The sequence below is a fragment of the Streptomyces sp. NPDC031497 genome (genome assembly GCF_055580905.1).
The window spans coordinates 353,232-378,216 of record NZ_JBVIKO010000003.1 but is presented as its reverse complement, the minus strand read 5'-3'; the positions used below and the strand labels follow the sequence as shown (position 1 = coordinate 378,216).

Annotated in this window: 20 protein-coding genes; 5 read left to right on the top strand and 15 right to left on the bottom strand. The window is 72.4% G+C overall.

What is annotated here, in order from left to right:
- Nucleotides 1-64: 64 nt before the first annotated feature.
- A complete protein-coding gene (locus tag ACZ5K7_RS07700) occupies nucleotides 65-1,189 on the bottom strand; it encodes an NAD(P)-dependent alcohol dehydrogenase (RefSeq protein WP_468911605.1) in 1,125 nt (374 codons plus the stop codon).
- Between the two features lie 28 nt (nucleotides 1,190-1,217).
- On the bottom strand, nucleotides 1,218-1,982 hold the full coding sequence (locus ACZ5K7_RS07695) for an MBL fold metallo-hydrolase (RefSeq protein ID WP_468911602.1): 765 nt from the start codon (nucleotides 1,980-1,982) through the stop codon (nucleotides 1,218-1,220).
- A 195-nt stretch (nucleotides 1,983-2,177) separates the two neighbouring features.
- On the opposite strand from ACZ5K7_RS07695, the gene ACZ5K7_RS07690 reads away from it, so the two are divergent.
- Nucleotides 2,178-3,140, top strand: coding sequence for an amidohydrolase family protein (locus tag ACZ5K7_RS07690; protein WP_468911599.1), 963 nt, complete (start codon nucleotides 2,178-2,180; stop codon nucleotides 3,138-3,140).
- Between the two features lie 207 nt (nucleotides 3,141-3,347).
- Here ACZ5K7_RS07690 and ACZ5K7_RS07685 read toward each other — a convergent pair whose 3' ends face one another.
- Both ACZ5K7_RS07685 and ACZ5K7_RS07680 read right to left on the bottom strand, forming a co-directional pair.
- Nucleotides 3,348-4,649: an amidohydrolase family protein gene (locus ACZ5K7_RS07685; protein ID WP_468911596.1), complete on the bottom strand. Its 1,302-nt coding sequence runs from the start codon at nucleotides 4,647-4,649 to the stop codon at nucleotides 3,348-3,350.
- Nucleotides 4,650-4,890: 241 nt separating this feature from the next.
- Nucleotides 4,891-6,060: a trans-sulfuration enzyme family protein gene (locus ACZ5K7_RS07680; RefSeq protein ID WP_468911593.1), complete on the bottom strand. Its 1,170-nt coding sequence runs from the start codon at nucleotides 6,058-6,060 to the stop codon at nucleotides 4,891-4,893.
- Between the two features lie 153 nt (nucleotides 6,061-6,213).
- Between ACZ5K7_RS07680 and ACZ5K7_RS07675 the strand changes: the two genes are divergently transcribed.
- The gene (locus tag ACZ5K7_RS07675; protein ID WP_351691807.1) at nucleotides 6,214-6,657 is read left to right on the top strand and encodes an Lrp/AsnC family transcriptional regulator; all 444 of its coding nucleotides are present in this window, start codon (nucleotides 6,214-6,216) and stop codon (nucleotides 6,655-6,657) included.
- A 91-nt stretch (nucleotides 6,658-6,748) separates the two neighbouring features.
- Here the strand turns inward: ACZ5K7_RS07675 and ACZ5K7_RS07670 are convergent, their stop codons facing one another.
- Nucleotides 6,749-7,591, bottom strand: a complete 843-nt coding sequence (locus tag ACZ5K7_RS07670; RefSeq protein WP_468912006.1) for a PhzF family phenazine biosynthesis protein — start codon at nucleotides 7,589-7,591, stop codon at nucleotides 6,749-6,751.
- Nucleotides 7,592-7,902: 311 nt separating this feature from the next.
- On the opposite strand from ACZ5K7_RS07670, the gene ACZ5K7_RS07665 reads away from it, so the two are divergent.
- Nucleotides 7,903-8,994: a helix-turn-helix domain-containing protein gene (locus ACZ5K7_RS07665; protein WP_351691810.1), complete on the top strand. Its 1,092-nt coding sequence runs from the start codon at nucleotides 7,903-7,905 to the stop codon at nucleotides 8,992-8,994.
- A 69-nt stretch (nucleotides 8,995-9,063) separates the two neighbouring features.
- On the opposite strand, the gene ACZ5K7_RS07660 is transcribed toward ACZ5K7_RS07665, so the two are convergent.
- Genes ACZ5K7_RS07660 through ACZ5K7_RS07645 form a run of 4 tightly spaced genes read right to left on the bottom strand, consistent with a single transcriptional unit; the run spans nucleotide 9,064 to nucleotide 12,087 of the window.
- A complete protein-coding gene (locus ACZ5K7_RS07660; protein WP_351691813.1) occupies nucleotides 9,064-9,813 on the bottom strand; it encodes a D-Ala-D-Ala carboxypeptidase family metallohydrolase in 750 nt (249 codons plus the stop codon).
- A 45-nt stretch (nucleotides 9,814-9,858) separates the two neighbouring features.
- Nucleotides 9,859-10,278: a hypothetical protein gene (locus ACZ5K7_RS07655; RefSeq protein WP_468911588.1), complete on the bottom strand. Its 420-nt coding sequence runs from the start codon at nucleotides 10,276-10,278 to the stop codon at nucleotides 9,859-9,861.
- Nucleotides 10,279-10,306: 28 nt separating this feature from the next.
- Complete coding sequence (locus ACZ5K7_RS07650; protein ID WP_468911585.1) at nucleotides 10,307-10,699, bottom strand: hypothetical protein; 393 nt, start codon at nucleotides 10,697-10,699, stop codon at nucleotides 10,307-10,309.
- A 38-nt stretch (nucleotides 10,700-10,737) separates the two neighbouring features.
- Nucleotides 10,738-12,087, bottom strand: a complete 1,350-nt coding sequence (locus ACZ5K7_RS07645) for a GH25 family lysozyme (protein ID WP_468911583.1) — start codon at nucleotides 12,085-12,087, stop codon at nucleotides 10,738-10,740.
- A 335-nt stretch (nucleotides 12,088-12,422) separates the two neighbouring features.
- Here ACZ5K7_RS07645 and ACZ5K7_RS07640 point away from each other — a divergent pair, with 335 nt between their 5' ends.
- Nucleotides 12,423-13,214: a hypothetical protein gene (locus ACZ5K7_RS07640; protein WP_351691824.1), complete on the top strand. Its 792-nt coding sequence runs from the start codon at nucleotides 12,423-12,425 to the stop codon at nucleotides 13,212-13,214.
- Between the two features lie 124 nt (nucleotides 13,215-13,338).
- Here the strand turns inward: ACZ5K7_RS07640 and ACZ5K7_RS07635 are convergent, their stop codons facing one another.
- From ACZ5K7_RS07635 to ACZ5K7_RS07625, 3 genes are all read right to left on the bottom strand, one after another.
- Entirely contained in the window at nucleotides 13,339-14,964 is a 1,626-nt protein-coding gene (locus tag ACZ5K7_RS07635; RefSeq protein ID WP_468911580.1) for a S53 family peptidase, read from the bottom strand.
- A gap of 127 nt (nucleotides 14,965-15,091) precedes the next feature.
- The gene (locus ACZ5K7_RS07630) at nucleotides 15,092-17,968 is read right to left on the bottom strand and encodes a helix-turn-helix transcriptional regulator (RefSeq protein WP_468911577.1); all 2,877 of its coding nucleotides are present in this window, start codon (nucleotides 17,966-17,968) and stop codon (nucleotides 15,092-15,094) included.
- 409 nt (nucleotides 17,969-18,377) lie between these two features.
- Complete coding sequence (locus ACZ5K7_RS07625) at nucleotides 18,378-20,450, bottom strand: HelD family protein (protein ID WP_468912003.1); 2,073 nt, start codon at nucleotides 20,448-20,450, stop codon at nucleotides 18,378-18,380.
- A gap of 743 nt (nucleotides 20,451-21,193) precedes the next feature.
- Between ACZ5K7_RS07625 and ACZ5K7_RS07620 the strand changes: the two genes are divergently transcribed.
- Nucleotides 21,194-21,328: a hypothetical protein gene (locus ACZ5K7_RS07620; protein WP_468911574.1), complete on the top strand. Its 135-nt coding sequence runs from the start codon at nucleotides 21,194-21,196 to the stop codon at nucleotides 21,326-21,328.
- Nucleotides 21,329-21,379: 51 nt separating this feature from the next.
- Here ACZ5K7_RS07620 and fxsBH read toward each other — a convergent pair whose 3' ends face one another.
- The 3 genes from fxsBH to ACZ5K7_RS07605 all read right to left on the bottom strand — a co-directional run bounded on the left by fxsBH (nucleotide 21,380) and on the right by ACZ5K7_RS07605 (nucleotide 24,922).
- The gene (gene fxsBH, locus ACZ5K7_RS07615; RefSeq protein ID WP_351691897.1) at nucleotides 21,380-23,530 is read right to left on the bottom strand and encodes a radical SAM/SPASM protein FxsBH, inactivated beta-hydroxylase extension form; all 2,151 of its coding nucleotides are present in this window, start codon (nucleotides 23,528-23,530) and stop codon (nucleotides 21,380-21,382) included.
- A gap of 83 nt (nucleotides 23,531-23,613) precedes the next feature.
- A complete protein-coding gene (locus ACZ5K7_RS07610; RefSeq protein WP_468911570.1) occupies nucleotides 23,614-23,787 on the bottom strand; it encodes a hypothetical protein in 174 nt (57 codons plus the stop codon).
- A 97-nt stretch (nucleotides 23,788-23,884) separates the two neighbouring features.
- The gene (locus ACZ5K7_RS07605) at nucleotides 23,885-24,922 is read right to left on the bottom strand and encodes a rod shape-determining protein (protein WP_351691903.1); all 1,038 of its coding nucleotides are present in this window, start codon (nucleotides 24,920-24,922) and stop codon (nucleotides 23,885-23,887) included.
- Between the last annotated feature and the right edge of the window lie 63 nt (nucleotides 24,923-24,985).

The following is a 24,985-nucleotide window of genomic DNA, read 5'->3' as shown; positions in this document are numbered from 1 at the left end:
TCTTTCGTCCTTGCCTGATAGGGGAGTTGCCGCTCATAAGGGCAGTTCACGGGGGGTCGGCGGCTCAGTGGACGAGGACGGCCTTGACGGCCGCCCCCGAACGCACCTCGTCCACGGCCTTGTTGATGTCGTCCAGCGCGTAGGTGCGGATCATGGCCTCCAGCGGGAAGCGGCCCTTGCCGTGGAGGTCGAGGATGCGGGGGACGAGGACCGCGGGGGCCTGGTGGCCGACGATCGAACCGGTCACGGTCCGTCCTTCGAGGAGCGCGAACGCGCTGGTCCGCAGGTCCGCGTCCGGGGCGACGCCGAGGATCGCGGCACTTCCCAACGGGGCGAGCGCGGCCACGGCCCGCGACATCACCTCGGGGACGCCGCTGGACTCCACGCTGAAGTCGACGCCCGGTCCGCCGGTCAGCTCCCGTATCCGCTCGACGGTGAGACCGCCGGGGGCGTCGGTGGCGTCCGTGGCGTCGAGCACGTCGGTCGCGCCCAGGTGGGCGGCGAGGTCGAGCCGTGCGGCATGCGGGTCGGTGACGATGATCCGTGCGGCCCCCGCCGCCGCGGCCGCCATGACCGCGCTCAGCCCGACGGCTCCGGCGCCGAAGACGGCCACCGTGCTGCCGGGCGCGACCTTCAGCAGGTTCCAGACCGCGCCCGCGCCGGTGATGACGCCGCAGCCGAGGGGAGCGAGCACGTGGTCGGGCAGGTCCGTGTCGCCGACCTTGATCAGGCTGCTGGGGCGGCACAGCCCGTACCCGGCGAAGGACGACTGCCCGAAGAAGTGGTCGTGCACGGGTTCGCCCGAGGCGTCGCGCAGTCCGACCGAGCCGTCGGCGCGCCGGGCACCGAAGTTCAGCGGGAAGTGGAGGGGGCAGTACGCGGGCCGTCCGCTCAGACAGTTCCGGCAGGTGCCGCAGTAGCTGAAGCTGGCCACCACCCGGTCGCCGGGCCCGAACCCGGTGACGGCGGCGCCGACCGCCTCCACCACACCGGCCCCCTCGTGCCCGGCGACGACGGGGAGGGGCGTGGGCATACGTCCGGCGGCCACTTCCAGGTCCGTATGGCACAGCCCGGCCGCGGTGAAGCGCACCAGCACCTCGTCCGGGCGGGGATCGCCGATGCTCAGCTCCTCCAGCGCGAAGGGATCCTCGCTGTCCGGCCGGCACACCGCCGCTTTCACACTGTTCATGGCAAGCCCTTCGGAGGGGGCGGCCGGTTCATCGGAGCGAGACCGGCCGCAGTTCGGGGAAGTGCGGGCCGACGAGCGGCGTGTCCGTGGCGCGCAGCGTCTCCAGCCAGCGCGCCCGGGTGGCCGCCGCGGCCGGTGCGTCCCAGTCGAAGCCGCAGCGCCAGTGCGGGTGGTCCAGCGCCGCCGGGTGGTGGAAGAGGTCACCGACCAGGGCGAGGCTCCGGCCCCGCGACTCGATCAGGGCGACGGAGGCGCCCGGGGTGTGGCCCGGAGCGTGCACGAGACGCAGCCAGTCGTACGGCGAGACGGAACCGCCCTCCCACAGCACGGTCGCGTCCCGCAGCGGAGCGACCTTCCCCCGGACGGCGTCGTCGGCGTCCCCGTCCACGAAGTGCTTCCAGTCCTCGGCGTGGATGTGATGCCTGGCCTGGGGGAACGTGGGCACGCCCGCGGTGGAGGCCCAGCCCACATGGTCGATGTGCAGATGGCTGAGGACCACGTCGGTCACGGAGTCGAGTGGGCAGTCCAGCTTCTCCAGCCGCTCCGGGAGGAGTTCGCGGACCGGGGGCAGCTCGCCGTCGGGCAGCAACTGCGGGGCGAGGCCGCCGCCCAGGTCGAAGAGGACGCGATGGCCTCGCCGGTCTGTGGCCAGGAATCCGCCGAACGGGACCTGAAGCATCCCGTGCCGGTCGAGGACGCCGGGCAGCGCCTGCCAGACGGCCACCGGAACGTCCGGGTAGAGCAGGTTCGGCGGCATCGGTATGACGCCGTCGGTGAGGGGTTCGACTGTCACATCACCTATCCGCATGCCTCGACCGTAGCCATTAAAATGTCGACCGTCAATTTAATGAGCTCACGAGAGTGGCGGCGCAAGGCGTGTCTGACCGTCTGGCCTTGCGTGGAGCAGAGTCGAGATGGCATATAAATTGACTGGTGACATTTTGCTGCTTAGGGTCGGCGGCACACCACAGAGCAGAGGAGCAGCGTCGTGCCCGGTCAACGGATTGATGTGCACACTCATGGCGTCTCGGACGAGGCGATGGCGGCGATCGCGGGCCGGGGCTTCCGGCCGACCGGTGGATACCGCATCTCGGTGCGATGGACCCCGGAGGCCGCGCTCGCCTACATGGACAGGCAGGAGATCGCCGCCCAGCTCGTGTCCCTGCCGATCTCGTTCGCCGGGACGGACGACGACCCGGACTTCGGGACGCGCCTGGCCCGCCTGATCAACGATGGGCACGCCGAACTGATCGCGAAGCATCCCGATCGCTTCGGAGCCTTCGCGACGCTCCCGGCGGACGGTCCTGACGAGGCGCTCACGGAAGTCGTGTACGCCCTGGACGAGTTGGGGCTCGACGGAGTGGTGCTGACCTCGAACGTGCTGGGGCGCTACTTCGGCGATCCCTCCCTCGAACCCCTGCTCGCCGAGCTGGCGCGGCGCGAGGTACCGGTCTTCGTCCACCCCGAGGACTGCCCGCACGTCGACGTCCTCGGCTTCGGCCGGCCGAGCTCGATCGTCGAGTTCCCCTTCGACACCGCGCGCACCATCACCAACGCGCTGTACACGGGAGTCTTCCAGCGGTATCCCGGGCTGCGGCTGATCCTGGCGCACTGCGGAGGGGCGCTGCCCACGCTCGGTTGGCGGATCGGCGAGCACACCGTGATGGGGCGGGGGCCGGCGGACGCGGACATCGATCCGGCGCACGTGGCGGAGGTGCTGCGGGGGCTCTACTACGAGACGGCGCTGGCCGGAAGCCGCAACTCCCTGCTGCCGACGCTCGAAGTGACCTCGGCGGACCACATCCTGTTCGGCACCGACTGGCCCGCGGCCCCGGAAACCACGGTCGTGCACAACATCGGGAACCTCACCGGCTTCGACGGCTTCACCGCGGACGAGCTCCGGGGTGTGGAACGCGACAACGCGCTCAGGCTGTTCCCGAGGTTCGCCTGAGCCTGTGCGTATGGCTGTGCGTATGGCTGTGCGTATGGCTGTGCGGTCGGTCGCGACGGCAACGGCCGGAAGGCGAATCCGCTGCCCGCGAGTGTGCCGCGGGGCCGGTCGTCAGTGTGCGGCCGGCCACGGACCCGCCTCCCACCCGCCTCCCTCCCGCCTCCCTCCCTCCGGTACACCGCTGTCGGGTCCCGGCCCGTTCCGTGGTCAGTTCCGGGTGTCCGGGCGCGGGTGCCAGGTGCCGTCTAGGGGAACGCCGGCGGCCGCGGCGATTCGGTCGCGTGAGGCGAGCAGCCGGTTCTTCAGCGGTGCCAGGTCCACGTCCACCAGGACGCCGTCGCGTTTGACCACGCGGCCGGCGACGAGGACGGTGTCGACCAGGCCGGGATGGCCGGCGCTGACGACGGTGGCGGCCGGGTCGGTGACCGGGAAGACGGTCAGGTCGTCGGCGCGCAGCAGGATGACGTCGGCGTCCTTGCCGGGCGTGATGCTGCCGGTCCGGGCGTCGAGTCCGCACGACCGGGCGGCGTCGATGGTGGTGAACGCCAGCAGGTCCCGGGAGCGCAGGCCGCCGTCCAGGCCGCGCTGCACGGCGAAGGCGGTGCGCATGGTGGAGAACATGTCGCCGCCGACCGAGGGGACGTCGTCGACGGACAGCGTCGGGCGCAGGCCGGCGGCCAGCGCCCGGCCGGTGACCGGTGATCCGAACCCCATCTTCAGCTCGACGTCCGGGCTGATGGACACCGAGCCGCCCGCGTCGGCGAGCATCCGCAGCTCCTCGTCGCTGATCCCGTTGGCGTGCACGAACGTGGTGGTGTCCCGCAGCAGACCGTGCTCGCGCAGATCGGCGACCGGACGCTGTGTCCCGTCGGAGGCGATGTGCAGGCTGGTGCGCAGGCCGAGTTCGGCCGCCAGCTTCAGCTCCCGGGCGACGGTGTCCATGCTGGTGTCCTCGGGCCCGCGCAGCCCCAGGGCCATGGTGACCAGGCCGTCCCCGGCCAGGCCGGAGCGGACGCGGCGGATGTCGGCGTCGACGGGGTCGAGAGTGCCCCAGCCGGCGCCGAGGCAGAAGACCGACCGCCCCGGCGCGTCCCGCAGTGCGGCGACGGCGGCGTCCTCGTGCGCGTGGGTCTGCGCGACGTGGTACCAGTCCAGCATCGTGGTCACGCCTGAGTGCAGGGCCTCCAGGCGGCCGAGCAGGGTGCCCGCGTAGACGTCCTCGGGCTGGTAGTGGGGCTTGACCGTGCCGTGCATGGCCACCGCCCACTCGGGGAACGTCCAGTCCGCGCCGACACCGCGGAACGCGGTCTGCCAGGTGTGGCGGTGGTTGTCGACGAAGCCGGGCATGACGATCCGGCCGGTCGCGTCGATCACCTCGGCGTCCGGCGCGTCGATATGTCCGGCGACCTTGACGATCACGCCGTCCTCGATGAGCACGTCACCGCGGTCGAGGTCTCCGACAACCGGGTCCATGCTGACCACGGTGCCGCCGGTGAGCAGGGTTTTCATGGGGTGAACTCCTTCACAGGCGTTTGCTGTTCGTCAGATCGGGTGGTGGCGGCAGTCGCGGCGGCCCGGCGCGTCGACGTGTGGTCGTCGCGAGACGTGGCGACGGCGTAGACGCTGTCCGTCCACGGGGCTCTGGTCCCGGGCGTCCACGGCGCTCTGGTCCCGGCCGCCGCGAGGGCGGGGCGCCCGAAGTCCCGGCCGGCGTGCGGCGGGTGTCGCCGGTCGCCGCGCGGCCGGTCGCTCAGGCGCTCACCGCGTCGGCGGCGGCGAGCGCGTCGGCGACCAGGTCGGCCGTGTCCTCCGTGCCCGCGGCCAGCCGGACCAGGCCCAGCGGGACCGACTCGGCGAGCTGCTCCTCGCTGAGCATCCCGCGCCACATGGACGCCGGGTGCACGGCCAGGGATTCCACGCCGCCGAGACTGGCCGACCGGCGGGCGTAGCGGAGTCGGCCGAGGAAGTCGTCGGCCGTCTCGAAACCGTCGGCGAACTCGACGGCCAGCACTCCGCCGAAACCGCTCATCTGGTCGGCCGCCAGTCTGTGCTGCGGGTGGGTCGCCAGACCGGGATAGTGCACCCGGCTCACGGCTGGATGCCCGTGCAGTGCCTGGGCGAGCGCGAGGCCGTTGGCGTTGTGCCGGGCCACCCGCAGCGGCAGGGTGCGTATGCCGCGCAGCAGCAGCCACGCGTCGATCGGACCGAGCGTGGCACCGGTGAGCAGGCCGACGTCCCAGATCCGGTCCAGGAGCCCGGCCCGCCCGGCGATCACCCCGGCGGACACGTCGGTGTGGCCGTTGAGGTACTTGGTCGCGCTGTGCCAGACCAGGTCGATGCCGAGGTCCGCCGGCCGTTGGTTCAGCGGGGTGGCGAAGGTGTTGTCCGCCAGGGTGAGCACGTCGTGCGCGCGGGCGAGGTCTGCGACGGCGCGCAGGTCGGTGATCTGCAGCAGCGGATTGCTCGGTGACTCCACCAGGATCAGCCGGGTCCGCGGGGTCAGAGCCTTCGCGCACGCCTCCGGGTCGGTCTGGTCGACCAGGGTGGTCGACACGCCGAGCCGCGGCAGCAGGTTCAGCAGCACCGACGCCGTGCCGCCGTAGGTGGACCTCTGCCCGATGACGTGGTCACCGGCGGACACCAGGGCCAGTACGGCGGTGGTGAGCGCGGCCATCCCGGACGCGGTGACCATGGCCGCCTCGGTGTTCTCCAGTTCGGCGACGACGGCCGCCACCTGGGCGTGGTTCGGGTTGCCGAAGCGGGTGTAGAAGTCCTTGCCCCGCGGGGCGACCGCGCCCCGCGCGAACGACTCCCCGTCCTCGGCCCAGAACGCCGCCGTCTGGTAGATGGGCGGTGCCACGGCGCGGCTGGGATGGACTTCGCGATCGGCGTGGACGGTGATGGTGCTGTTGCCCGGCATGGCTGCCCTTCCGTGGGCCGTGGATACGACGCCATCCACCGTGGCCGACCGGCTACCCGATGCGAACAGGTCCGGGCAATCTTGGCAGCAAATTGCGTGCGGAGCGGGCGCAGAATTGTGGTACGCAGGCCGAAGGAGCAATAATCTGCCACCATGGATGAGGTTGACCGGTCGATTCTGGCCGTGCTCGAACAGCACGGCCGCATCAGCAATGCCGAGCTCGCCGCCCGGGTGGGACTGTCGCCGTCGCCCTGCCTGCGGCGGGTGCGTCAGCTGGAGGACGCCGGGGTCATCCGCGGTTACCGCGCGCTGATCGATCCCGCCGCGGTCGGCCGCAGCCTGCGGGTGTTCGCCGGGGTGCGGCTGATGCGGCACACCCGCGCGGACGTGGTCGCGTTCGAGGGCGCGATCATCCGGCTGCCCGAGGTGGTCGCCTGCCACCACATCACCGGCAACTTCGACTATCTGCTCCAGGTCGAGGTGGCCGACCTGCCCGCCTACGAGGACTTCCACGCCAACCAGCTGGCCGGTCTGCCCGGCGTGGCCACGGTGACCAGCTACGTCACCATGAAGACACTGTCGCCCGGCGCCACGTGAGGCTCCCGTCCTGACCCGGGTGGTCCGGCGTACGCACGGCTACTCGTCCGGTGTACGCACGGCGGCGGGCGGGTCGGACGGCGATGGCGGGTCAGACGGTGATGGTGCCGCGGACACAGACCGTGGTGGCACCGCTGACCCACACGGTGCCGTCCGTGTCCGCGGTGATCTCGATGGTCCCGGTCCGTCCCAGCCGCTGCCCCTGGGAGACCCGGTAGGTGGAGGGTGCGGCACCGCCGGCGGTGAGCCACTGGCCGACGGCGGCGTTCATGCTGCCGCACGCGGGGTCCTCGGGGACGCCGACGCCGGGGGCGAAGGTGCGCATCTCCAAGTGGTGCGGGGATCCGTGGGGGTGGGCGCCGATCGCGCCGACCATCGCGTCCGGGATGAGGGAGAGGTCGGGTTCGAGGGCGAGGACCTCCTCGGCCGTGGCCAGTTGGAGCACGGCCCAGCCGGGACCGTTGTCGACCCACTGGTGGGCCACGACGCGGTCACGTGTGATGCCGAACGCGGTCGTGATCCGGTTCAGGTGGTCGTCGTCGAGGGCGCCCTCACGAACCCGGGGCGGGGCGGCGAAGGACAGGGTGCCCTCGCCGCGGCGCACGGTGACCAGGCCGGCGGCGCACTCCTGCACGATGCGGTCCGCGTGCCGCGGCAGACCGCCGCCGTCCAGCCAGGCGCGCGCGGAGCCGAGGGTGGGGTGCCCGGCGAACGGCAGCTCGTCCTGGGGCGTGAAGATCCGCAGCCGGTAGTCCGCCTCCGGGGTGGTGGGGGGAAGGACGAACGTGGTCTCGGACAGGTTCGTCCAACACGCCACTCGCTGCATCTCCTCGTCGCTCAGGTCGGTCCCGTCCAGGACGACCGCGACCGGATTACCGCCATAGGGGTTGGTGGAGAACACGTCGACCTGTGCGAAGGAGCGGGTGCGCGGCATGGTCGTCAACTGCCTTTCCGTGGCTCCCGCGGCGGACCCTGTGGGTCTCGCGCACCGACGGGAGCAGGCCCATCCCAACGGGCGCCCGCCTCGCCGGTACAGGGCCACGCGCGACACGGTGGACTGACCACCGCGGAGGCGGCTTTCCCCGGTCGACGTGAGACGAGCTGACCGTCATTACTGACGTGATATCAAATATCGTCGCCAGAACGGTCGTTGACGGTCGTATGGCGATATCGAAAGGGCGTACGCGCGCCATTCCCGCGGTGTAGCTTCTACCCGTCAGTAGAGGCTTGAGCAAGGGGGGACGCGTGGTTGCCTCTCAGCAGACCGAAAAGTTCGCCGCCCACCTGCGGATGCTGAAGGACCGCAGCGGCCGGGGTTACGACCGCCTCGGCAAGGAGGCGGGCGTCAGCGGTTCCAGCCTGCACCGGTACTGCTCCGGCCTCGGCGTCCCGACCGACTACCGGGTGGTGCACGCCTTCGCCAAGGTGTGCGGCGCCAGTGCGGAGGAACTCCGCGAACTGCACCGGCTGTGGGCGCTGGCGGACACCGACCGGGACGCACCGGCCGCGACCGTCAAGGAGAACCCGGAGCGCGGACCGCGGGAGGAGCCGGACGAGTCTGCCGTGCCCGCGCGGACGGGCGCCGGAGCCGGCGACCTCACCCCGCCGGAGGTCACCCCCGAAGAGACCGTGAAGCCGAGCCGGTCCCGGTGGTCCGAGAGGCTGTCCTCCCGTCCCGCGATGCTGGCCGCCGTGGTCGCGGTGGTGCTGGTGGCCGGCTTCGTGTGGCTGCCCGTCGGGAGCTCCGCCGGTGACGCGCCGGCGACCGGCGGGCTGCTGTACTCACCCGCGTGCACGACGGTGAGCATGGGGCAGCACGACGAGTGCGTGCGCGAGGTCCAGACCCTGTTGACGCGGGCGAAGGGCACGCTCGCCGTCGACGGCGACTTCGGGCCGGAGACCCTGCGGAGACTGACCGCGTTCCAGGTGCTGGCGGGTCTGCCGGCCACCAACGTGGTCGACGACGCCACCAAGAAGGCGCTTTACGCACAGCGGGTGAGCATGACGACCTGGTCGCCGGCGAAGGTGGCGCAGCGGGTCCGGGAGGTGTTCGTCGAGGATCCCGGCACCGCCGTGGCCGTCGCCCGTTGCGCGTCGTTCCTCGACCCGCTGTACGTCCTGCCCAACACCAACGGCAGCCGCAACTGGGGCGTGTTCCAGATCTCCGACGCCCGCCTGCGGGACCTCGACGGCACCCCGCTGCGGGCGTTCGACCCGGACTGGAACATCAGGGCGGCCCACCGGCTGTGGAGCGTCCGGCACGACTTCCACGACTGGCCCTCGTGCGAGGCGGCGCTGAAGAGCACGCCGACGGGCAGGCCGAAGAGCAAGCGCTGAGGCGCCGAAGCCCGGAGCTCCGGGTACCGAAGCGGCGGTACCCGGAGCTCCGCTCCCCCGAGAGCGGCGTCAGACCGTGCCGTTCTCCCACCACCAGGCACGGCCCAGGTCGGCCCTGCTGTCGACGTGCTGGTGGTCGACGGTGTACGTCTCCAGCCCGGAGAACCCGCAGGTCTCCGCCTTCTGGTAGACGGTCTTGGTGGCCACGCCGGGCACGTCGAGGTCGGCCGCCGTGCCGTACAGGTGCATGCTGTCGCTGGCCCCGCCGATCTCGGCGTTGTGCGCGATGCTGCGGAAGCCGGAGTTGACCGTGATCGGCTTGTCGCCCAGCTTCTTGCGCAGCGCCTCCAGCTTGTACATGCAGCGCCGGACGTTCTCCTTCACCTGCGACGCGCTCAGCTTGCCGCCGTTGAAGGTGCCGTCCGTCTGGTTGTAGAACTCGCTCCAGTTGAAGTGCAGCGTGGAGCCGTCCGACTGCTCCAGCGAGTTGAGCTTCGCCTGGGTGTTGGGGCCGACCTCGGCGTCGACGCCGAGACCGTACGCCGCCTGGAACCGGCGTACGGCAGCCGCCGTACCGGGGCCGAAGTCCCCGTCGATGCCGACCCGGCTCTGGCTGGCGCTGTCCGCCGCCCAGCCCGCGATCCGGATCTGCAGTTCGGTCACGTCGGCACCCGTCGCGCCCTGGGTCAGCGTGCGCGACCACGCATAGGCCTGTGCGGTGCCCGAGAACAGCAGCTGGCCGAAGGCGACGCCGGCACCGGCGGCCAGCGTGCCGCGCAGCATGGTACGGCGGTCGATGGGACGGAAGGAGGAGGTCATGGTCGTCCTTTCGGGAACTCTCGGTGACGGTGGTGCGGGCAGAGGTCAGTAGGCGATCTGGAACGTCACGTTCTGCGCGTCGGTGTCGTAGGGGCCCACCCGCAGGACGAAGTGGGTGCCGTCCTTGACGTCGGTGGCGACGGTCGCCCACTCGGTACCGTGCAGGGAGTAGGTGTCGTCGTTGTTGCACTTGGTGGTGTGGTCGACGAACACCACGCAGGCGTACAGGAACACCCCCGCCGGGCTGTCCGTGAGGAGCCTCATGTTGATGTCGTTGCACCGCGAGGATGTCGTATAGGTGCCGTAGGACACGGGCGACGTGGAGTAGTGGTACGTCAGGGTTCTGGCGCCGCCGTAGCAGCTGGTCGCGGCGGCCGAGGGCTGCGCGGAGGCGGGTGCGACGCCCACGCCCAGCAGCGCGCCCGCGGTGATCAGAACCGAGGCGAACGTCCTGTTCCTGGTCATGATGGTCTCCGTTCGGGTGAGGGGGGTGTCAGAAGGCGATCTGGATGGTCGCGGAACTGCCTTCCAGGTCCACGCCGTTGGGCACGGTGAACTTGGTCCCGTCCAGGACGTCGGTGGCGATGGTCGTCCAGCTCCAGCCGACCTTGGTCCAGCGGTTGCAGACGCCGGTCTTCGCGAACTTCACGCAGGCGACGACGTACTCCGCGTCGCCGCCGATGACGCGCATGTTGATGTCGTTGCAGCGGCTCGTCGTCCAGTACGGGCCGAAGTCGAGCACGTCCCCGTAGTGCACCGTGACCGCTCCGCCGTAACAGCTCGTGGCGGTGGCGGTGGCGGTGGCGGCCGAGGCGGGCGCCGGGACGGTGAAGCCAAGGGTGACGAGCAGGGCGACGAGGGACGCGCGGGCGAACCGGGCGGTCATGGGGATTCTCCTCGGTACGACGGTGGGTGCGGCCGGGATCACCGGTTGGCCAGCCGGTCCAGGTCGGCCTGGGTGCCGTTGAACACGTCCGCGGTCGCCGGTGCCTTGATGCCCGGGAACAGCGCGGCGTCGGTGTACTGCCACATCGCCCAGGTCGTCGAGCCGTTCGGCACCGGCGGCTGGGTGATCGACTGGCGGTAGTCCGCGAGTTGCAGCGGATACCGGGCGAAGGCGGTGGTCGAGCCCAGGCAGTCGTCCAGGAAGGACTTCTGGGTGTAGATGACCGGCGTACGGCCGAAGGCCGCCTCCACCTTGTCGAGCCAGGCCCTGGCGTCGGCCACCGTGCCGTAGGTGGGGCAGCGTCCGGTGCCGTCGTCCATGCGCTCCAGGTCGAACACCGGAGGCAGGTCGCCCGCCCGCTGCCCGGTGTAGCCGGTGGCCCGCACGGCGGCGATGAACCGGTCGGCCTGCGCGGCACCGGTGTCGGCCGCGGTGCCCGTGTAGAAGTGGTACGGCGCGACGGCCAGCCCCGCCGCCCTGGCCGCCGGCAGGTCGGTGGCGAGGTATTCGTCGGTGACGTTCAGGCCGCGAGTGGCCTTGACCGTCGCGAACTCGACACCCGAGGCCTTCACGGCCTTCCAGTCGATCGGCGCGCCGCCCGGGTGCTGGTACTTGGCCGTGTCCAGGCCGTCGATCGGATAGCCGGCGGGGCGCGGCGGCGTGCAGTACGTGTTACGACTGGACCAGTCCACCAGCTTCGCCCAGGTGTTGGGGCCCACGACGCCGTCGGCACCGAGGTTTGCGCAGTGCTGGAACTCGATGACCCGGCTCTCGGTGCCGCCCCCGAAGTCGCCGTCGATCGTCAGCGGCGGGTAGTGGAAGGGCTCCATGGCGAGGTTCAGCCGGCACTGCACCTCCTCGACCTCGGTGCCCTTCGCGCCCTTCTGCAGGCTCGGACGGGTGTCGGTGTGGCCGCACACGGTCGTCTGCGCCGTGCCCGACGTGCCCTGGGTCGCGCAGGTGTGCGGCTGGGCGGCCCAGGTGTTCAGCGCCGCCCAGGTCTGCGGGCCGAGCACTCCGTCCGCGTCCAGTCCGGCGCACCGCTGGAACTCCTTGACCCGCGTCTCCGTCGCCGGCCCGAACGAGCCGTCCGCCGCGATCGGCGTGTTCCGGCTCGGCTTCGTCGCCAGATCGAGCTCGCACTGTGCCTCGACGGCCGGATCCCCCGTCGAGCCCCGCTGCAGTGTGGGCTGTGCGCTCGTGTGCCCGCAGACCGCGACCGCGGCGGCCGCGGCGGACTGCGCCGCCTGTACCGTCGTGGACCCGTACAGGGGCAGGACCGCTGCCACGGCGAGGGTCAGACCCCGCAGAAGCGTCCTTCGTCCCATCTGGTGTTCCCCCTCAGATCGGTGACCGGGAGGCCCCGGCACGGATCAGGCTGGCAGGGCTGGTCCCGCAGCGGATCCGCTGCTCCCCGGCAGGGACGGCGGGACAGTCGCACGCCTGTGACCTGCGGGGACGGGGCACCGCTGGGATGCGGTTGGGACAGGAGACGCCGAGGTCCCTCGTGGCCGGGTCGGGCCGCCCATCCGGCGGATGCGGACATCGGTTCGGAGAACGGGGCAACCCGGACCGGCCCTCGCGGGTCTAGCCACCGGTGACACACCATCAGGCTCCGCCGTACGACGAGACGGCGAGGCCGGCCAGCCCGAAGGGGGACCCCATGCGCATCCGCCCGGCCTTCGCCGTCGCTTCCCTGACGACCGCCCTTGCCGTGTCCGTGATTCCGGCGACCGCCCGGGCGGCGGACCGGGCCGCGTCCGGCGGTACGGCGTTCTCGGACGTCGTCGTCAACGGCGGCAAGGACGTCGTGCTCGGCCTGACCACCAGGAAGACCGTCAGGATCACCTGGACGGCGAAGGACCCGGACGGCGTCGCCGCGTCCTGGGCCTACCTGTGGCACGGTCCGAACACCGATGACGCCGACGGCATCCTGCCGCTGTACCCGCCGGCGGGTACCTGCACCGCGGCCTCCGCCGACCGCACCACCGTCACCTGCGAGGTGAGCTTCGGCGTGGACGCCGCACGCGACGTCCGCCACAACAGCCTCGCCGGCACCTGGAAGGTGCTCGCCGCGGCCCAGGACACCGGCGACGACTGGACGGAGACCGACGTCGCCGGCACGGCCCGGTTCAAGCGCCTGGCCAAGGTGACGGTCAACGCCTCGCCCGAGCCGGTGAGGAAGGGCCGGACCGTCACGGTCACCGGCAGGCTCACCCGCGCCGACTGGGAGAGCGGCGGCTACACCGGCTACCAGGGGCAGCCGGTACGGCTGCAGTTCCGCAAGAAGGGCAGCTCCACGTACACCACCCTGAAGACCGTCACCAGCGGCAGCGGCGGAACGCTGAGGACCACGACCGGGGCGAAGACGGACGGCTACTTCCGCTTCCTGTTCCCCGGCACCGCCACCACCGGTCCGGCCACCGCCGCGGGCGACTTCGTCGACGTCAGGTGACGGACCGCCGGCGGCCCACGGGGTTCGAGAGGCCCGGCAGACACCAAAGGCCCGGCCCCGGGTCCGAAGGCAGGACTCGGGGCCGGGGCCGGGCCGGACGCACCCGGTGGTTCAGGAGGTGGGGTCAGCCGAGGAGCTTCGTGGCCAGGGTCGCGGCGTTGTACGAGCCCCAGCCGGTGGTGAAGTCCCAGCCGGAGGCCGCGGAGTAGGCGCCGTTGCTGCCGCTGGTGATGTCGTGGAAGCCGGTGCCGCTCGCCGTGTAGAGGGCGGGGTTGGCGAAGCCGAGGTTGGCCTTGCCCTTCGCCGCGGCCTGCTGGTTGTAGAGGGCCGCGAACGCCGCCCACTCGGGGGCCGCCGCGCTGGTGCCGCCGACCGAGGACCAGGAACCCTGCGAGTAGATGGAGACGCCGGGGCTGGGGTTGGCGTGCGCCGAGACGTCCGGGACCTGGCGGTAGCCGCCGCCCGCGCTCTTCTGGACGGCCGTCTGCCAGCTCGGGATCTTGAAGACGGAGGACTTGCCGCCACCGCCGCCGGACCAGGCCACCTCCTTGCTGAAGGCGTTGGCGGAGGTGACGGTCAGCTTGGTGCCGCCGACGCCCGTGACGTACGGGTCGCTCGCCGGGTAGTCGACGGAGGTGGTGCCGTCGCCCGCGTCGTCCGAGCCGTCGTCGCCGGAGGCCGCGTAGAAGCCGAGGCCCTCGGCGGCGCCCGTCTTGAAGACGGCGTCCACGGCGTTGATGTTGGAGGTGGTGCGCTGGCTCTCGGCGGCGCCCCAGCTGATCGAGGTGGTCGGGATGCCGCTGTCGACGATGGCCTGGTAGGTGTCGACCTCGCCGGCGTCGGAGTTGGGGCCCTCGAACACGGTCACGTTCGCCTTCGGGGCGATCGCGTGCAGGACCTCGATGTCCAGTTCGACCTCGACCTGGCCGTCACCGAGCGAGCCGGAACCGCCGTCCACCTTGGACACGGTCGGGGTGGGCGAACCCAGGCTGTAGTTGGTGTCGTACTTGGTGATGTTGGACTGCTGGAAGCCGTCGAACTCGAGCAGCGCGATCTTCTGGCCGCTGCCGGTGTACGTGCTGGAGACGTTGTAGCCGCCCTTGAGCTGGGCCGGGGTGTAGCCGCCGCCGGGGCCGTCGTGCGGGGAGACGGTGTGCGGGGTCGCCTGGTGGTGCAGCTGGACGCGGTTGTTGAGGCCCGCCACGTCGCTGACCAGGGAGGCGAGGGAGGACGGGAGGGTCGGCGCGTTGTCGTTGGCGTAGAAGGAGCGGCCCGAGGCGGCGTCCTTCCAGGTCGACAGCTCGGTGCCGAAGGCCTTCTGCAGCTGGGCGGCGGTGCCGCTGGCGTCGACCAGCAGGTTGCCCGAGTGCACCTTGCCGACGGTGACCCCCTGCGAGCGCAGGTAGTCCCGGAGCTTCGTCACCTCGGCGTCGGTCCGGCCGAACCGGGCCGCGAACTGCCGCTTCGTCAGATAGTGGCCGTACGAAGCCGAGTGCGGGTCGCTGACCTTGGCCACGAAGGTGTCAAGTGCCGTACCGCCGCGCGGAGTCAGGCTGATCGCCACCGATATCCGCTTGCCGGCCGCGACCTTGCCGGTACGGGACGCGTTGTGCTTCAGGCCGGGCAGGACGTCCCCGGCGACGGCGGCGCGGGCCGTGTGCGGGGCGTCGGACGCGTAGGCGGCCGGGACGACCGCCGTGACCAGGGCCGGCGCGGCGACCAGACCGAGCAGTTTCAGGCGTGACTTCACCGAAGTCCTCCGGAGGGGGGTGGGGGGTGGGGAGTGCGTTCCGTGAGCGGAATCCCGCGGGCGGAACGGGATCACCGTAGGAACTGCGGCCCTTCCCCCATAAGCGGGGTAACCCTTGCGTTGCGTGTTAACTGCGGGTGTCGAAGGTGCGGGGGACGCGGACGCGCGCGGGCTGACTGATCGTCATCGGCGGTGCCGCGGAAGTGGGTTGGTCGTCGTCGACCGCGTCCACCGCCGCTCCGGAAGCGATGACGGCGACCGCCATCGCGTGCGCCAGCGCGGTGCGCGAGCGGACGCCGAACTTGCGGTAGACCCGGGACAGCGCCCCCTCCACCGTCTTGACACTGATGAACAGCTCGGCGGCGACCTCCCTGTTGGTCGCCCCGCCGCCGACCAGTTCGGCGATCCGGGCCTCCGCGGGCGTGAGTTCGGGCCCGCCGGCGCCCGCCTCGCCGCCGCGCTCCCCGGCCGCCAGCCGGGCCAGCTCCTCCCGGGCCCGGGACGCGAGCGGGACCGCGCCGATCCGGGTCGCCGTCTCCAGGGCCTCGGCGAGCGCCGCGCGGGCCGCGTTGCGGCGGCGGCCCCGGCGTTCGACCGCGCCGAGCGCGATCAGCGCGCGTACCAGCTCCACGGGCAGCGGGAGCCGGCGCAGCCGCTCGACGGCGGTACGCAGCCGTACCGCCCCCTCCTTCGCCCGGCCGAGGCCCGCCTCGCGCAGGCCCTCCGCCCGCTCCAGCGCGGCCAGTACGCTGCCGGGCGCGCCGTCCGGCACGCGGGCACGGGCGTCGCGGAGCACGGCGCCGGCCGCGTCCGTCTCGCCCAGGACGACCAGGGCCTCGGCCAGGTCGGCGTACCAGTGCAGCAGGGGCGGGTCGGCGGCGCACATGGCCTCGCCCAGCTCCTTGACGCGCTCCAGCGCCTCGACCGCGGCCGCCGCCCCGCGCGGATCGCCGCCGAGCAGTTCGGCCTGCCCGAGCACCGCCAGCGCACGCAGCAGGAACAGCCGGTCGCCGTCGGCCTCCGAGGCCTGGACCGCCCGCGCGGCCAGCCCCCGGGCCTCGTCGGCGGTGGCGCCGGTGGTCGCGGCGAGTGCCGCCGCGTACAGCGCCGGGGCTGTCTGGGGCAGGGCGCGCGAGCAGCGGGCCGCGGTACGCAGCGCCTCACGGCAGTGCCCGGCGCGGACCTGGATACGGGTCAGCGCCACCAGGGTCGCCGTCACCTCCTCGGCCCCGGCCGACTCGCCGATCTCCTGGAGGAGCCGGACGACCTGGTCGCGGGCCTCGGTCACCTGGTCGGAGTCCAGGGCGAGGATCGCCCGCATCCGGATCAGCCGCCGGCTCTCCGGGCCGCCGCCGGCACCGCCGACCAGGGCGAGCGCCTCTTCCAGCGCGGCGTCGGCGCCGACCGGCTCCCCGGCCAGGGACCGCACCCGGGCGAGGGTGGCGAGCGCCCCGATCCTGGTGTCCGTGTCGCCCGCCGCAGCCGCCTGCCGGGCCGCCCGCCGGGCCTGCCGGGCCGCCTCCGCCAACTCCCCGCACAGCAGACCCCGTACGGCGGCCCAGTGGTGCAGCCGGGCCTCGGAGCGCGGATCGCCGGCCGCGTCCCGCAGGCCCTCCGCGATCAGGTCCTCGGCGCTCTCCAGCGCCTGCCCGGCGCCGAGCAGCAGGACCAGGCGGGCCCGCACCCGCTGTGCCGCGGAGTCCGACCGGGCGAGGACGGCCCCGGCGGCCTCGCCCGCTTCCTCCGGGCGGCCGGCGTCGCACGCGTACTCGGCCGCGGCCAGCAGCCGTTCGGCACGTTCGGCCGGGCGCCCGGCGGGGGTGCGGCGGGCGGCGAGAGCGGCCAGTTCGAAGGCGGCGCCGGGGGAGCCGTCGCCGCGGGCGGACTCGGCCGCGGACATCAGGGTGCGGGCGGTGGCCTCGTCCTCGTACGGGCGGGCGAGCGCGAGGTGCCGGGCCCGCTCCACGGGTCCGGCCGCCGCCTCGGCCAGTCGCGCGTGTGCCTGCCGCCGGCCGTGCTCGGGGGCGTCGGCGTGCACGGCCGCCCGCAGGACGGGGTGCCGGAACCGTACGATCCCGTCGGCGTCGGCCGTCGCGATGCCGAGCCGTTCGGCCTCCGCGAGGTCCGCGGCGGGGTCGGGGAGCCCCGCGGCACGCAGCAGGGTCAGGGTGGGGCGGGCGGCGGCGCTCGCGACGAGGAGGGTGTGCCGTACCGACTCCGGCAGCGAACGGGCCTGCTCCAGAAGGAGGTTGCGCAGTCTCGGGGGTACGGGCGGGGTCGCGCCGAAGCCGAGGTGCGCCGGGGCGTGCCGGGCGGCCCGCCCCAGCTCCCGTGCGTACCAGGGGTTTCCCGCGGCGGTCTCCTGGACCGCCCGCAGCAGTGCCGGGGACAGGTCGGCATCGAGGTCGGCGCGGACCAGGTGGGCCGTCTCGCCGTCGGTCAGGGGCGGCACGGGGAGTTCGACGGTGCCGGGCGGGCAGCAGCGCAGCCGTTCGGGCTGTCCGCCGTCCGCCACCCGCTCGGCGGCGAGCATCCGGATGCCGGGTCCTTCGAGACGGCGTACGGCGAAGGCGAGGACCTCGGCGGTCGGCTCGTCGAGCCACTGCAGACCGTCGACGACCAGCAGGACGGGCCCGGTGGCGGCCAGGGCGCGCAACGCATCGAGGACGGCGACGCGCACCGCGAGCCGGCCCCGGTCGTCCGCCGGCTCCGGGCCGCGCAGCAGGGCCGCCCGCAGCGCGGCCCGGGGCTCGGGCGGCAGGGTCTCCAGGCAGCTCTCCGGGACCCGTGCGAACAGGCCGACGAGCCCCGCGAAGGGGAGCCGGGTCTCCTCCTCGGCGGGCGAGCAGTGCAGTACGGTGCCGGCCGGCGGGGCGTCGGCGGCCAGGGCCGTCACGAGCGTGGACTTGCCGATGCCGGCGGGGCCGTGGAGGAGCACTCCGGGGCGTGCCGCCGCCTGGGCTCGGGCGGCGTCGAGCAGCGCACGGCGCCCGGTCAGAAGCATGTGTTCATGACAACCGTCGGTGATCGGCTTGTCAATGACATCGGTCACCTCCCGGACCCGCCCCGGCCGGTGAAGGCGGCGGTGACGACGGCGAGCGCCCGGTCGTATACAGGGAAGGCGCGGATCCGGCCCTCGAAGAGCCGGCCGCTCAAGTACCCGGACCTGCCCACGCGGTTGGCGACGGTGCCGCCGGAGGCGGCGGGTGAGGACGAAGCACCGGCAGGCCCGGGCCCGGCAGGTCGCGGAGGCGGCGATCCGCAAGGAGGCCGCGGCGAGGAACCGGACCGCCGGCCAGGCCGCGTGATGCCGGGTGCGGCCACGATCGGTGAGGCGGCGAGCAGCCCCGTGCGCGGGCCGGTGTCCGTACCGTGCCGGGTGCCCCCGCGGCGACGACGCGGGCGCCGAGTCGTCAGGCGGGCTGGACGGTGAGGGTGCAGAGGCGCTTGGTGGCCCGGGTCAGGGCTACGTACAAATCCCTTTCCCCACCGGGGCGGGCCGTGATGATTTCCTCGGGGTTCATGACGACGACCCCGTCGAATTCCAGGCCGCGTGCTTCGGACGCCGGCACGATGCGTGCGTGGTGAGCGATGCCCCGGGCCGTCAGCTCGCTCACCCTGGTGTCCGCGCAGATCACTCCCAGAAGCTCGCCCGGGTGCGCGGTGCTCTGGGCGCGGAGTTCCTGAACGAGGGCGGTGACCAACCCGTCCGGAGGCGTGGTCACGGTGCGCGGGCTCTCACCGCTTCGCAGTGACCGTGTGGGCTTCTGGTCCGGAGCGATCCGCGTGAGCAGGTCCCGGACGCCCTCCAGGATCTCCTGCGTGGTGCGGTAGCTGACGGTCAGGTTGTGCAGTGTGAACCGCGGTCCGACGTGGGGGCTCAGTGCTTCCCGCCAGTCGCGTGCTGTCGCGACCGGGCCTGCCTGGGCGAAGTCACCCACCAGCGTCATCGCCCTTGCCGGGCAGCGGCGGACGATCATCCGCCACTGCATGGCGGTCAGTTCCTGCGCCTCGTCGACGACGACGTGCCCGTACGTCCGCTCGGGAGGGCCGTCGACCAGGCTCGCCGCCTCGTCCAGCAACGGCACATCGGCATCGGTCCACGGGTCGTCCGGACCGCGCAGCAGAAGGGACCGCTCCCGCGCGGTCAGGCGGGGCAGGCGCTCGGCGAGAGCGCCGGCGTTCGTCAGGAGCGCCTTCACGAGGTCACCGGGTGCCAGCCGCGGCCACAACACCTCGACCGCTCGGTCGACGCCGGCGTCGTCGAGGAGATCGGCTCGGATGGCGTCCAGGTCCAGCTCGTGGACCGGACCCGAGTCGGCCGCACCTTCGGCACGGCGCTGGGCGACTCCCGTGAACCGGTCGAGGTTCATGCCCGTCATCCTTTCGGCATCGGCGTCGATCTGCTCCAGGAGGTCGCCCATGTCCCTTTGCAGCGCGTCGGTGACGGCGTCGACCAGGAGCTCCCTGAACACCTGGCGCGCGGGATTGTGCCCCGGTGCGGACGCCACGGCGGCGTCGCGTGCCGTGGCGACTTCCGCGCCGGACAGGCGAACCAGTTCCTGTCCGACCCGGACGGTGAAGTCACCGGCGGGGGCCTGGTGGACGCGGAGCAGGCCGGCCAACGCGTCGGCGAGGTCGGAGCTGCCCTTGAGACGCGCCGTATCGAACGGATCCACCGTCTCCGTGGACACTCCTGCCAGTTCCCGGCAGGTCGCCAGAACGACGTCGTTCTCTCCGAGCGAGGGAAGCACCTGGGAGATGTAGTCGAGGAACCGGGCGTTCGGGCCCACCACCAGGACACCCTCCTCCGCGGCGCGCGGGAACGCGTACAGGACGTAGGCCGCCCGGTGCAGGGCGACCACCGTCTTGCCGGTGCCGGGCCCGCCCTGCACCACGGTCACCCCGCGGTGGGCGGAGCGGACGATCTCGTCCTGCTCGGCCTGCAGCGTCGCGACGGCCGCGTGCATCCTGCCCGTACGCCGTGCCGACAGAGCCTCGGTCAACGGGCCGTCCCCCACGACGTCCTCGTCGGTCGGGGCGGTCCCGTCCAGCAGTTCGTCGCTCACCGAGATGACCGTGCGCTCCTCGAGGCGCAGGTGCCGGCGCCGCCGCAGGTCCATCGGGTGGACCGGTGTCGCCTCGTAGAAGGGCCGCGCCGCGTTCGCGCGCCAGTCCACGAGCAGAGGCAGGTCATCCTCCTCCGTATGCAGTCCGATTCGCCCGATGCGCAGGGCCGTGCCGTCCGTCCAGTCGATGCGCCCGAAGACCAGCCCCTTTTCGGCGCCCTCCAGCCGGCCGATTTCCTTGGCCAGACGCTCGGCGGCGATTTCTCTCTCGTATGCCTCACCGGCGCTTTCCGCCGGGGCCTTCAGCACACGCGCTCGGTGTACTCGCGCCTCGGAAAGCCGCTCGGTGAGTAACTCGTACAAGGAGGACACGTAATCCCGCTCCAAGTCAACGGCGCGCGCGGCGGGATTATTCATTTTCGGCAACAGGGGCTCCTTCGATTTGAGCCACACCATACGGTCGAGGTTCCCTCAAGGTAAGTCTTGACTTACTTGGCGAATTCATGTCCCTGCGGGGGAATCCATGACGGCTGACCGTATGGCGGATCGCGCATTCCGCCGTTCCGCATATCGCTGATTGCGCCCCTTGAGCGCCGGCGATGTTTCGACCGAGGAGGCCCCATCTCGGGGCCACGGCAGCACGCCGCCGTCGGTCGCGGCCGACCCGGGGAGCCGTTCCATCGCCGCCTGCCCCCGGCGGCCTGCCAAGTCCCCTTTCGTTTCGCGGAGATGACGTCGCGTTGCGGGAGTGTCAACCGACGGGCATGGCGCTGTCGAGAGTTTTCGAACCATGTCCGGCAAGCCTCACCTGGTGAGGGGAAGGGGAGCGGCGGATTGCCAACTCGCGGCGTTCATGAGGCTTGGAGATGCCGGTCGCGGGGCATGGCCCTCCTACCGGACGGCAGGCCCGGTCAGGGCTCGGCAAGAGGAGGGCGTCATGGACGGTCGGATTCGCGTGCGCGTAGTTCGTCGGCCCGCTCCCCGGGGGCAGGAGATCGACCGCAGGACGCCTTCCGGGCGAATCCTGCCGTACTAGGGCCTGTCCGGAGGCTGCCAGCACGAGTTCCGCCCCTGGCGGGCACGCGACAAGGTCCGGCTCGCCGACCCCCTGGCGGGCCTCCGCCCGGCGCGGCGGTCGCGGCCTGCTCCTGGTCAACCTGGTGGCCGACCTGCTCCGCGGGGCCGAGCGCGGCCGGCAGCGCGTCCCGGAGCAGCTCCGGCGCGGCCCGGTACCGCTCAGCGAGGCGTGCGCCATCAGCACACCGCCGCGCCGGACACCCAACGAGCCCGACTGAGGGGCGAGTTCGTCCTTCCGTGTCGCATCGTCCATGGCGACACAGTGCTGTTCAGCCACGGCAACCCGCCCACTGCGACCACATGTGGGCCACCAACACCGCACCCGTCGCCGTCAGTTCCGACTCGGGCAGCAGGGTGAGCGCCGTGAGGGTGCCTGCCGCCTCCTGGTACGCCTCCCGGCCCAGTTCCTCGTCCGCCCGGTCCAGCAGGGTGCCCGCGGGACTGTCCGGCCGATGCAGGTCGGCCGTCTCGCGCAGGGCGGTGAGCCTGGCCCGGCGGCCGATGCGCGGGAGTTCCCGGGCGAACTCCTCGGGCGTCACGTCCACCGCCACGCCCAGTGCGCCGAACCCGTGCGCGCCGAGCATCAGACCACTGCCCGCCTCCAGCGGCGTGAGGACGGTGGGGCGGAACACGTTCGGGTCGGCGGGCCGGTCCGACGCGTCCTTCTCCATCAGTTCGTAGGCCCGGCTCAGCCGCTCGGTGAACTCGCCGCACGCGAGCGGCGGGGCGGCGGGGACGGGATAGCAGTCGCGGTAGGGGTCGGCGTCGTCGACGAGCGGGCCGTCCCGGACCGGCAGCCGGCCGAGCGGGCGCCAGCGCGTGGAGGCGGGTGCCTCGAGCCGGAGCCAGGCGCCGTCGGGATCCGATCCGTGCCCGCCGCCGCGCACCCGGAAGGCGTCCGGCGCCACGGTGACCTCGATCCGGCCGGGGGCGTCCAGCCGGTAGGTGCCCCAGGTGGGCAGGTGCAGCCAGGGACCGGGCTGGTCCCAGGACAGAGTGGCCCGTACCCCCGCACGCAGAGCCGCGGCGGCGGCCAGCGACACGAACCGGGCCGTGTCGGCGGGGCCGGGCAGGGAGCGCCTCAGGGAGGTGCGCACATAGGGGTGGGCGAGCACCTCGTCCAGCCGTGGAGCGGCCTCGGGGTCGGTGTCCAGGGCCAGCAGCAGCCGCCAGGCGTCCGCCCAGTCCGGCTCGGACGCCAGATGCTCCTGCACCCGGCACAGCAGCAGCCGGTCCAACTCCAACTGGGCCCAGGCGAGGTGGGTGCGGCTCAGCACTGCGGGCGCGAAGGACGGGTCGGTCACCCGGTCGGCGATGCCCTCGACCAGGGAGCGCAGATCGGCGCAGAAGACGCTGGGGTTGTCGAAGCCGTTCCCGGAGCTGTACCGGTGCCCGTACAGACCGCCGCCGCAGGACCGGACCACCGGACAGCGGCGGCAGGTCTCGCTGATCCCGTCGGCGCCCGACTGCCGGGCCCTTACACCGGGGTGCGCGGCGAAATCCGCGAAACCGTGCCGGAAGACGTCGTACCCCGTCCCGGGAGCGCCCGCGTAGGCGGTCTTCAGCCAGTCGGCCTGCTCGAAGGTGCCGTCTGTCTCGATCACGGCGAGGTCGCTGGGCGCCAGCCCCATCGCCTCGGTCAGAGGCGGCCCGCCGCGCAGGGTGCTGAGCACCGAGTCGAAGGTCCGCACCGGCATCGGGCGCCCCTGCTGCTCCCAGCGGTCGAAGACCGCGAGCAGCCAGTCGGCGTAGGGAGTGGCGGCCTGGGACGGGTTGGGCGGCGGGCTGTCCCAGGTGGAGTGCGGAAGCAGGTAGTCGATGCGCGGCGGGGCGAGCTCGGTGAGGGCGTCGTGCACGGCGACCGGGTCGTTCGCCACGTCCACCGTGCACAGCACTCCGCTGAACAGGTGACGGTACTCGGGTTCCTGCAGCAGCCGGATGCCGCGGAGCACGCGGTCGTGGCTGCTGTGCCCCCTGCGGTCGAGCCGGTGCCGGTCGTTGGCCGCACGGTCGCCGTCGAGCGACACGCCGACCCGGACCCCGAACTCCCGGCAGACGTCGAGATGGCGCCGGTTGAGGGTGACCGCGTTGGTGTGCATGCGCAGGTCGAGTGTGGTCAGCGGGGAGAGGGCGCGGGTGAGCTGTTCGCAGATGTCCCGCAGCCGGGCCGGGCCGACCAGCAGCGGCTCGCCGCCGTGCAGGATCACCGACACGGATTCCAGGGCTCGCGCGGCGGTGTACTCGGCCAGCCGGGCGGCGACGGAACGCACGGTCTCCGGGCGGATGAAGGTCGGCCGGGACTGCCAGCTCTGGTCGGCGTGCTGGTACACGTAACAGTGGTCACAGAGCAGATCGCACCTGCTGTGGATCTTGAGGACCAGCTGTCTCAGAGGTGGGCTTTCGGGCGCCTGGCTCGTCACCGGAGAAAGTCTGGCAGCCCTCTCACTTCCAGGGCGCCCCAAACCGTCCTACTGGGAGAGACACTGCGCGTCGTCGCCCTTGCTCAGAGCGCCGAGTTGAACGTGATCCGCCGGCCCGGACGGCGGTCGGGGAGGCCGGTCACGCGGCCCGCAGCGCGTCGCGGGATCGAACGGTGTCCGGTCACTCCGACGCGGGTGACGGCGAGGCGGGGGACCGCCGCGGCTTCGTCGAGATACTCGGTGAGATCGGTTGTCACGGAACGTCCCCCCGTCGCCATCGGTCAGCCCAGCCTAATCCAGGGGCGACCGGGTGCGCAGGGACGCATCGGTACACGGCGGTACAGGCCGAGGGCCTCAGGCGGCCAGTGGATCCAGCACCAGCGGCTCGATGCGGCCCTCCAGCATCGCGCCGATGCCCTGGACGACGCACACGTCCGGCCGTTCCGCGATGTGCACCGGCATACCGGTGGCCTGCCGCAGCAACTGGTCGAAACCGGGGAGCAGCGCCGAGCCGCCGACCATCATGATCCCGCGGTCGGCGAGATCGGCGACCAGGTCGGGCGGGCAGTCCCGCAGCACCTTGCCGATCCCGTCCAGCACCCCGGTCAGCGGCGTCTGGATGGCATCGCGGACGGCGGCGGTGTCGACCCGCACGCTGCGGGCGAGACCGGTGGCCACGTCCCGCCCGTGGATCTCGGTGGAGGCCGGGCCGTGCGGGGTGAGTCCGTTCCCGGACAGGGCGAGCTGCAGGGGCCGTACCGACTGGCTCGGCAGCATCAGTTCGTGTTCGTGCCGCAGGTGCTGCACGATCGCGTGGTCCACGGCCTCGCCGCCGACCGGCATCCGCTCGGCGCACACGATCGACCCGAGGGAGAGCACCGCGACCTGGGTCGCGGCGGCCCCGCAGACCAGGATCATGGTCGCCTCGGGCCGCTCCACCGGCATCCCGCACCCCACCGCGGCGGCGATCAGCGTGTCGACCAGCTCCACCCGCCGCGCCCCCAGCCCCACCAGCGTCTCGATGGTCGCCCGTTGGGCCAGCGGGTCGGCGTCGTGCGGGGTGCAGGCCGCCGCCCGCAGCCGGGGCTTGCGGCGCAGCGAACGGCGGATCTTGTCACCGAGCAGATGACGCAGCATCCGCTGGGCGATCTCGATGTCGACGACGGTACCGCCCGAGATGGGGCGTACGACGCGGATGTAGTCGGGCGTCCGGCCCGTCATCTTCTCCGCGAACTCGCCGACGGCGATCAGGGCGCCGGTCCGGGTGTTCACGGCGGCCACGGAAGGCTGGTCGACGACCAGGCCCAGGCCCTTCACGTACACCCGGGTGCGGGCGGCCCCCAGATCGACGGCGAAATGGCAGCGGCGCAACTGCTCCAGACTGACGGTCACGGCAGATCCTCCCGAGTGCGCGGGCCGTACGGGGTGGCACCGCCGGTCGGCGGCCTGCTTCGC

Excerpts from the sequence above, each read along its gene's own strand:
- ACZ5K7_RS07680 (WP_468911593.1), bottom strand. The coding sequence starts at position 6,060 with ATGCCGGGCAACAGCACCATCACCGTCCACGCCGATCGCGAAGTCCAT.
- ACZ5K7_RS07700 (WP_468911605.1), bottom strand. The coding sequence starts at position 1,189 with ATGAACAGTGTGAAAGCGGCGGTGTGCCGGCCGGACAGCGAGGATCCC.
- ACZ5K7_RS07645 (WP_468911583.1), bottom strand. The coding sequence starts at position 12,087 with ATGGGACGAAGGACGCTTCTGCGGGGTCTGACCCTCGCCGTGGCAGCG.
- ACZ5K7_RS07660 (WP_351691813.1), bottom strand. The coding sequence starts at position 9,813 with ATGACCTCCTCCTTCCGTCCCATCGACCGCCGTACCATGCTGCGCGGC.
- ACZ5K7_RS07675 (WP_351691807.1), top strand. The coding sequence starts at position 6,214 with ATGGATGAGGTTGACCGGTCGATTCTGGCCGTGCTCGAACAGCACGGC.
- ACZ5K7_RS07650 (WP_468911585.1), bottom strand. The coding sequence starts at position 10,699 with ATGACCGCCCGGTTCGCCCGCGCGTCCCTCGTCGCCCTGCTCGTCACC.
- ACZ5K7_RS07625 (WP_468912003.1), bottom strand. The coding sequence starts at position 20,450 with ATGAATAATCCCGCCGCGCGCGCCGTTGACTTGGAGCGGGATTACGTG.
- ACZ5K7_RS07685 (WP_468911596.1), bottom strand. The coding sequence starts at position 4,649 with ATGAAAACCCTGCTCACCGGCGGCACCGTGGTCAGCATGGACCCGGTT.
- ACZ5K7_RS07640 (WP_351691824.1), top strand. The coding sequence starts at position 12,423 with ATGCGCATCCGCCCGGCCTTCGCCGTCGCTTCCCTGACGACCGCCCTT.
- ACZ5K7_RS07670 (WP_468912006.1), bottom strand. The coding sequence starts at position 7,591 with ATGCCGCGCACCCGCTCCTTCGCACAGGTCGACGTGTTCTCCACCAAC.
- ACZ5K7_RS07630 (WP_468911577.1), bottom strand. The coding sequence starts at position 17,968 with ATGCTTCTGACCGGGCGCCGTGCGCTGCTCGACGCCGCCCGAGCCCAG.
- ACZ5K7_RS07655 (WP_468911588.1), bottom strand. The coding sequence starts at position 10,278 with ATGACCAGGAACAGGACGTTCGCCTCGGTTCTGATCACCGCGGGCGCG.